6 protein-coding genes, 1 tRNA gene and 1 pseudogene are annotated in these 8145 nt (G+C 39.2%); 1 reads left to right on the top strand and 7 read right to left on the bottom strand.

Features of this window, described 5'->3' with window-relative positions:
• From G3KMM_RS02650 to thrS, 3 genes and pseudogenes are all read right to left on the bottom strand, one after another.
• Positions 1–206 (bottom strand): annotated as a pseudogene (locus tag G3KMM_RS02650) (hypothetical protein); the annotation flags it as partial.
• A gap of 31 nt (positions 207–237) precedes the next feature.
• Complete coding sequence (locus tag G3KMM_RS02645; RefSeq protein ID WP_129605223.1) at positions 238–975, bottom strand: tRNA (adenosine(37)-N6)-dimethylallyltransferase; 738 nt, start codon at positions 973–975, stop codon at positions 238–240.
• A gap of 17 nt (positions 976–992) precedes the next feature.
• Positions 993–2801: a threonine--tRNA ligase gene (thrS, locus tag G3KMM_RS02640; protein WP_206660649.1), complete on the bottom strand. Its 1809-nt coding sequence runs from the start codon at positions 2799–2801 to the stop codon at positions 993–995.
• A gap of 46 nt (positions 2802–2847) precedes the next feature.
• On the opposite strand from thrS, the gene G3KMM_RS02635 reads away from it, so the two are divergent.
• A tRNA-Val gene (locus tag G3KMM_RS02635) sits at positions 2848–2924 on the top strand.
• A gap of 108 nt (positions 2925–3032) precedes the next feature.
• Here G3KMM_RS02635 and G3KMM_RS02630 read toward each other — a convergent pair.
• From G3KMM_RS02630 to G3KMM_RS02615, 4 genes are all read right to left on the bottom strand, one after another.
• Positions 3033–4775: a glycosyltransferase family protein gene (locus G3KMM_RS02630; RefSeq protein WP_206660648.1), complete on the bottom strand. Its 1743-nt coding sequence runs from the start codon at positions 4773–4775 to the stop codon at positions 3033–3035.
• Positions 4765–5169, bottom strand: coding sequence for a hypothetical protein (locus G3KMM_RS02625; protein WP_129605217.1), 405 nt, complete (start codon positions 5167–5169; stop codon positions 4765–4767). Before G3KMM_RS02625 ends, G3KMM_RS02630 begins: the two co-directional genes overlap by 11 nt.
• Before the next feature lie 16 nt (positions 5170–5185).
• Positions 5186–6178 carry a virulence RhuM family protein gene (locus G3KMM_RS02620; protein WP_129605214.1) on the bottom strand — a complete coding sequence of 331 codons (993 nt, stop codon included), beginning with the start codon at positions 6176–6178 and terminating at the stop codon, positions 5186–5188.
• On the bottom strand, positions 6168–8145 hold a 1978-nt coding region (locus tag G3KMM_RS02615; protein WP_129605211.1), incomplete at its 5' end, for a DNA polymerase. The genes G3KMM_RS02620 and G3KMM_RS02615, both read right to left, overlap by 11 nt.

Here is an 8145-nt window from a genome sequence, read left to right as displayed (position 1 = left end):
TTATCATAGGTTTCGTTTTTAATAATCCCTATTCCTTCAAGATTTAACAACTCTCGCCTCACTGAGTTAATCTGCTCCTCAATCACCCGTGTCATTTCACGGACATAGAAAGAACGTTCAGGATTACCAAAAAATAGACTTAATAATTTTGTTCTAGTTTTTGATCCAAATAGTTTTTCTAATGGAGTATTATTTTCTTTACTCATCTTAACTCTATTTTACCACATCATAAACTTTTTATTCTAAAGACTTCACATCTTTTATAATTTCAGCGTTCAAATCTTTTAACCTACACCACCGAATTTGTTTGTTCCTTTTGAACCAAGTCATCTGCCTCTTCGCCAAATGATAATCATCATACGCCCCAAGGGTTACAGCCTCTTCTTTTGTAATTTCCTTATTCAACATTCGCCATACGAACTGATAAATATTACTTCGCATAGATTGTAAACTCCAATCAAAACGCTTAGCTAATTTTACCGTCTCTAAAACTAATTCCTCGTTTTCAAACATCTGTTGTTCACGAAGTTTAATTCTTTCCCTAATTTCCTCGCTACTCCACTGCACCCCATAAACCAAAAAATCTTCTCCAATTTCTTTTCGATCGAGTTGGTCACTCTTTCTTTCCTGATTAAATTGATAATCATAGATTAAAGCATCAATATAAAGCCCCGTCCCACCGACAACAATCGGATATTTCCCCCTCATTCTTATCTCATAAATTTTTTGTTCAGCATATTTCTTCCATTCGTATACCGTAAATCGCTCGTCTGGATTCACAAGGTCTAATCCAAAATGAACAATATTTTTCCTCTCCTCCATACTAGGCTTAGCCGTGCCCACGTCCATTCCTCGGTAAATCGTTCTCGAATCCGCACAAATAATTTCTCCATCGATTTCTAATGCCAAAGCAATAGCCGCCCCTGTTTTACCAGAGGCGGTAGGACCAACTATTACTATTACTGGTTTCACCATGTCTATCCAGCAAAAGATTAAGCCAAAGCTTTCAGAAAATCACTCAGACTCTTTAGGTCTACTGTTTTTTCCTCATCTTTCAACCTCACACTGACGGTTCTTGCTTCCATATCTTTTGGACCAACGACCAAAATCACTGGAATCTTCATTGAAGTTGCACGACGAATCTTCTTCCCTAGTGAATCATCCGTCTTGTCGGTCGTAAATCTTAGTTCATTATATTTTAACGGCTTGTCTAGCACAATTTGCTTCAGCACATCCTCAATCTCTGAAACATAATCTAGTACCCCATCATTCACTGTTACAATTCTGACTTGTTCAGGTGCACACCAGAATGGGAACCAGCCAGCTGTATGTTCAATAAATACTGAGAGGAATCTTTCAATTGAACCTAGTGTCGCATGGTGTACCATCACTGGTCGCTCTTTTTCACCTTTTTCATTCACAAAATTAAGATCAAAGCGCTCCGGCTGCACAAAATCGAGCTGCACTGTCGCAACCTGGTGTTCGCGACCGATTGCATCCTCCGCCATAAAATCAATCTTTGGTCCATAAAAGGCTGCTTCACCCTCTGCCTCAAAGAAATCTAATCCATTATCAATTGCCGCACTCTTAATTTGCGCCTGTGCCATTTCCCAAAGACTCATATCCCCCAGATATTTATCTTCATCAGAACGGTAAGAAAGTCTTGCTCTTAGCTTCCCCATCCCGACCGTCGCATATAATTCACGCACAATTCTAATTAAATTCTTAATTTCATCCTCAATTTGGGATTTACGACAGAAGACGTGTGAATCATCCTGTGTCAAAGAACGCACCCTGGAAAGCCCACCTAATTCTCCGGATTTTTCATCACGATAATCCGTGGTTGCTTCCATATATCGAACAGGCATTTCTTTATAAGTGCGTGGTCTTGAAGCAAAAATCTGTGCATGGTGCGGACAATTCATTGGTTTTAATGCAAAATTCTCTCCGTTCACCTGTGAATGCACAATAAATAGCTCATCACCAAATTTAGCATAGTGCCCAGAAGTCTTATAGAGGTCCATTTTTGTAATATTCGGCGTCCACACTTTCTCAAACCCAGAAGCTCCTCTTAGTGATAACGAGTATCCTGACATCATTTCCCTAAGCACTGTTCCTCGTGGTGAAAATAGTGGCAATCCCGCACCTACAAGATCAGAAAAACAAAATAGATCCAATTCCTTACCCAGTTTTCTGTGATCTCTAGCTTTTGCTTCCTCAATTCTCTCGAGATACTCTTTAAGCTCATCTTCAGTTTCAAAAGCCACACCATAAATACGAGTCAACATTGGCTTATTCTCGTCTCCCCTCCAATATGCACCCGCAACTCGCATCAATTTAAAAGCACCAACTTCTTTTGCACTTACAATATGTGGCCCCTTACATAGATCAGTAAAATCGCCTAGTTGATAAAATGAAATAACTTCGTCTTCTGGTAGCTCATTAATTAATTCAACCTTAAAATCTTGCCCACTCTGTTTTGCCCAATCTAGTGCTTCCGCGCGACTTTTTTCTGAATATTGCATCTCAAAACCCCGCGCAATCACGCCCCTCATTTTCTTCTCAATTTTAGGCAGGTCAGCATCAGAGATTTTTACCACTTCATTATTTTTTGTCTTTACTCGAGAAAGATCAACATCATAATAAAAACCATCTTTAATCGCAGGGCCCACACCAAACTGAATCCCTGGATACATCTCTGTCAGAGCAGTTGCCATCACATGACTCAAGGTGTGTCGCATTCGGTCCACACGTTCGGTCTCAAAACTCTCAGTACTACTCATGACATTTTCCTTTCTCATTAACTCTTTTATTTTATCATATTTCATGGTAAGATAAAGACAACAAGGGTCGCTAACTCAGCTGGCTAGAGTGTCTCCTTTACACGGAGGAAGTCGGGGGTTCGAATCCCTCGCGACCCACCATATAAAATCGCCAATCCTGGCGTTTTTTTAATGCTTTTTCCCCATACACTCTCCCCTCTCGCTACATCCATAAGCCTTCAAAAAACCTCGGCTTTTCACCAAGGTTTTTTATTTAGTATCTTTCTTTGTTTTTACCACTTTCTTTGTTACGTCAAATTTTTCCATATAATTCCCCGTCAGCAGTCTTGTTTGCGAATAAAATGCCGCAAATGACTGATAGACAATCGCCACGACGGGCATTAACAACCACTGTAGTATCATTAAAATCCGTGGCGTCTTCACCTCTTTTGGTCTTGGTGGCAGCATCTTTAATGACAATAAAATTGTCGTCATCAAACCCACTGAAGCAAAAATCTGAATTAAGCTAATCGTGTTTGGTAAATTAAATGTTAAGAGGTCTTTCGATCTTGAGTTAATAATTTTTGGCACCCATCCCCCAAACGCCACCATTGGTGAAATAGCCGCCAAAGTCACATGTCCTTCTAGTAGGCGTACAAATTTGGCAAAAAGTGGCAAGAATGGCATTTCCCCAATCCTTTTTCTATCTTTTGAAAACAATCTCACCCCTACATAAGCCACGTCCGACGCTCCATAGTCCCATCGGCGAAGCTGTACAAACTGTGCCTTCAACGTCTTTATTAGAGTCTCTTCCATTACCGCATCTTGGTAAATAGCCACATGAATAGGCAAAACTTCATAGTTGCCCTTAAAAAAGAATAATGAACGCCAATATTGATGACCATCTTCTACAATCGTCTTCTTACTCCAAAAACCCATTTCAGACAAAGCAAGTAGTGGCTGCGAGTGTGAAGCAAAATTCTTAAGAGTATGTGAACGCATTGATGAAATAATATTAAAAAATGAGTTCGAAATTGCGATAATCCTCATTGGCGCTGGCGCATCCCAAATATTATTAGTGAACAACGATACTGGCTGATAGCTCAAATGTTGTCTATTTGGATGTACAATAAATTGATACGCTACATAATCAAGATACCACTTACTCATCTTATTATCTGAATCAAGCGACGTTACAATAATATTTTTCAGAGGAATTTTCTTTTTCTTTACAAATTCCAAAAGTTCTCCTGCTGCAAAATTCAAGTTTGGCCCCTTCCCCTGAATCTCATCTTTCAAATCTTTTGGATGCATTACCGTAATAAATTCAAAGAAATCATTTTTAAACTTTTCTTTTAATACTTTTGCGTTTTCAACCATCGCTTCGCCACCGCGTTCCTCATATCCGAACACAAAAATTATTCGTTCATTGTCAAAACTGCCGTCTCTCACAGCTTCCACTGTTGGGATTAATGTTTCCAGACCTTCATTATATGCCACCATAATTACCGCATGATAAATCTCTTTTGGCTTAGGAAAGAATATTGGCTCGTCGTCTACTGTCACTTCACTCTCAGATAATACTAAATCTTTTCCGACTGATAGTAGTTTTAAATTTTCTACATGCTCATTAAAAGCAAATTCCTTACATTTATACTTCAAGAGCTCTTCATAGCGCTCATGTGGCGTCTCAAGATCGACTAACCTTTCGTGCCAGTTCACTTTTTCTGCTCTTTTTGCAGCGTTATAGCCTTGAATTGTACGATAAACAATTCCTACCGCTTTCACTAATGTCACTGCAATAATTAAAAGCAGATAATAAGATCCTAGCGCCGGGCTTATAATCGATAATGCGAACAATAAAATTATCATTGTGTATGATAAAGCTCCCGGCAAAATTTCTAATAGACGATACTTCTTCGTTCTTTTTCCTAATGGAATCTCAAGGTCAGCCCAATCTGACCGCTCAACCGGTTTTTCTTTTTTTCTTCTATCATGCTTTTTACCCCTCACCAAGTAATCTCCAGAGAATTAAAATCGCAAATAAAATCACAGCAATTGTCACAACCAAAAATACACTGGCCACTTTATCACCTTTTTTACGATATAACCTCAAAGCGATCACATTATGTAATACTCCAAAAATTAATGCAAATAACGGATACACCAGCATCGCATGCCATGCTCCGTCATGATATCCACCAGAATTCGACATTGAAGACCATTCTCCACCCTGGTATCTCCCAATATCACCATAGCTCACCTTAACCACTGAAGCATTCGGATGAAGGTTTACTATTGAATAAATAAAAAGTATTATCGAAAAAATAGTCATCACCACCATCAATGTAAACATTGAGCGATGTTTGACATAAACTTCTTTTAGATCCTTAACTAGATCTTTCATCTTTATTATTATAACATTAATTATCTAATAACTTACAGATTAAATTAATTAATAGTTCTTTTTCTGTACCCACACTCTCAGAAATCAGTAATACTAAAGCCGTTAACGCTTGGTCAGAAATCTTTGTCTCCCCCATACTGCTTAATTGAATCTGATTAAAAGCTAAATATACCACAAATAATAAGCCCCCAATCTGCTGATTACCTCGCTCAAACGGCTCGTTCTTCACAATAAAATACAGTAGCTTCGCCGCTTTTCTCGACACCGAGTCATCTTCAGCATTATCCCGCTTAATTTTCTCCGCCAAACTATTAAAATCATCATATTCAACTCGTAATTCCCCAAATCCCCTCTCCTCCCCTATTTTCTCTTTCAAGTCCATCACCAAGTTCTCCATCTCTACTCCAGATAGCTCATGTCTTGCACGACGGTTATTTGACAAAATAAATTTCCCCTTCAAATATTCATCAATTACCTGAAAACTTCTTGTATATTTAGATATAATTTCAATAACCCCCTTTGCTTCACCACTTGATAGTTCATTTCCTCGAATCACTCGCTCGACAATCATCATTGCCGTCTTAATTTCATCTAGTTTTTTCTCTGCCTCCATTTCAGGAGTTCTCTCAAGTTGTTTCTGATTAATCACCACACCCTTTGTAATGTAGTCCTTCAAAATACGGTTTGACCAAACACGAAATTTCGTCGCTTTCATCGAATTTACCCGATAACCAACAGAAATAATTGCATCCAAATTATATCTTTTAACTTCGCGCCTTACCTGCCTTTCCCCCTCCTTACGCACCTCATTTTGCTTCTGACAAGTTTTCGCTTCCTCTAATTCTTCATCTTTATAAATATTTTTCAAATGCCTTGAAATAACAGTTTTATCGACACCAAACAGCTGTGCAATCTGAACTTGCGTCGCCCACATCGTTTCCGACTCAACATCCACATCAAAAACTATTCCCCCTTCTGGCGCTTGATAAATTCCCAGTTTATAGTTCACCCCAGTTCACTCCTATCGCCACATCCGCTTTTAGCTTTACCGGTAATTCTGGTGCCACACTTTCCATAATTTGGACCAAATCCGCCGATACCGCCTCTTCCAAACCTTTAGTACATTCAATAATCAACGAGTCATGCACCTGTAATATTAATTTTGCCTCCTCGTGGTACTTTGCTTTCAATAGGTCATAAGCCCGAATCATTGCCCTTTTCATTAAATCCGCTTCAGTCCCTTGAATTGGCATATTTTGGGCAGCCCTCTCCGCGGCCGACCTTACGATAAAATTAGACGACTTCACATCTGGCGTCGGCCTCCTACGACCAAAATATGTTTCCACAAAACCTTCCTCACGCGCCTGCTTTAAAGTTTTTTCCAAATAATCTTTGATTGGTTTTCTTACTCTAAAATAATCATCAATAAATTGCTTTGCCTCATAAAAATTCATCTCTGCAGAATCTGCTAAACCCTTTGGACTCATACCATACAGTACACCAAAATTGATCACCTTAGCTGCTCGACGCTGCGCTTTTGAGACATCCTCCATCTTAATTCCAAACACTTCTGCAGCTGTTTTGGTATGAATATCAATATTTTGCGCAAATGATTCAATTAACTTCTGGTCCCCCGCTAACGCAGCTGCTAATCGCAGTTCAAACTGTGCATAATCCGCAGACACCAGAACCTTACCACTTTCCGCCACAAATCCTGTCCGAATCCGTTTCCCGTCCTCAGATCTCACTGGAATATTTTGCAGGTTAGGATTTACACTTGATAGTCTTCCAGTTGCAGTTACATTTTGGGTAAAAGTTGTATGAATACGCCCATCTTCTCCGGCAAGCTCTGGTAATGGCAAAATATAAGTCGAAAGCAACTTTGAAACCTCGCGATATTCTTTAATCATTTCAATCACCGGATGCTGCCCTTCTAATTTTTCAAGCTCACTTGCACCCGTCGAAAATCCTCGCGTCGTCTTCTTTATCCCCTTAGTCGGTAATGCTAAGTCCTCAAAAAGTACCTTTGATAATTGTATAGGTGAATTAATGTTAAAATTCACTCCACATACTGAATAAATTTTTTGTTCAAGTTCTGTAACTTTCTCTGTAAACTCTTTTTTAAGCCCTTTAAAGTAGTCCTGATCGATCAAAACCCCAGCCTTCTCCATTTCATACAGCACTGGGATTAATGGCAAATCATAATCAGATAATATTCGATACAGCTTAGGCATCTTTGATAAAATTTTCATCTGTTCCGCATATTCAGCCTGTTCCGCTTCCGTATATTTACCTGCTAATATTCTCTCGCACGGATCTTCCAGTCGCAACATAGCTTGATTATTATCCGTATTCTCCGTTCTCTTTAACGGGTTAATTAAAAAATCTGCCTGTTCTAGGTCCCAAATTTTTCTATCCCCTGCCAAAATTACCTCTGCAAGCTCATCTGAAAGATGCATCTTCTCTTTTAAGTCACTGGCAACGATCATACCCTCCGGTATTTCAAACATTTTCTCTGCAACCACCGCCCCCTCCACTACCTGCACAGAAGTATCCTCACTTAAACCTGTTTCAATGCTCTTTATTTCCTGATTTTTTAGCCTATTCTGATCTTCACCCAATTTTAATTCGTTTCGAAACTTTCTAATCAATGAGTTAAATTCTAGTTTTTTTAACACTGCAATAATTCTCTCTGGTTCTATTACTAGATCCGCAACCTCATCAAGCTGCACCGGAGCATCTGTTAAAATTTTTGCAAGCTCATACGACATTTCGGCCGACCCTCTTCCCTCCTCCAGTCTCTTTTTTACTACGCCAGAAATCTCATTAATATGTTCATACACCCCCCTCAAGCTACCATATTCATTTAACAGCTTCACTGCCGTTTTTTCACCAACACCAGGCACACCCGGAATATTATCCGAATTGTCCCCCTTAAGAGCTTTCAAATCCAAAAATTGACTCTTTAAAATACCA

This window comes from Candidatus Nanosyncoccus nanoralicus, from assembly GCF_004138405.1.
In the GTDB taxonomy this organism is placed as follows: Bacteria; Patescibacteriota; Saccharimonadia; order Saccharimonadales; family Saccharimonadaceae; genus Nanosyncoccus; species Nanosyncoccus nanoralicus.
This window is presented reverse-complemented; position numbering and strand designations above follow the sequence as displayed.

Bases quoted from the DNA above. Each gene is read 5' to 3' on its own strand.
- G3KMM_RS02645 (WP_129605223.1), bottom strand. From the start codon at position 975: ATGGTGAAACCAGTAATAGTAATAGTTGGTCCTACCGCCTCTGGTAAA.
- thrS (WP_206660649.1), bottom strand. From the start codon at position 2,801: ATGAGAAAGGAAAATGTCATGAGTAGTACTGAGAGTTTTGAGACCGAA.
- G3KMM_RS02625 (WP_129605217.1), bottom strand. From the start codon at position 5,169: ATGAAAGATCTAGTTAAGGATCTAAAAGAAGTTTATGTCAAACATCGC.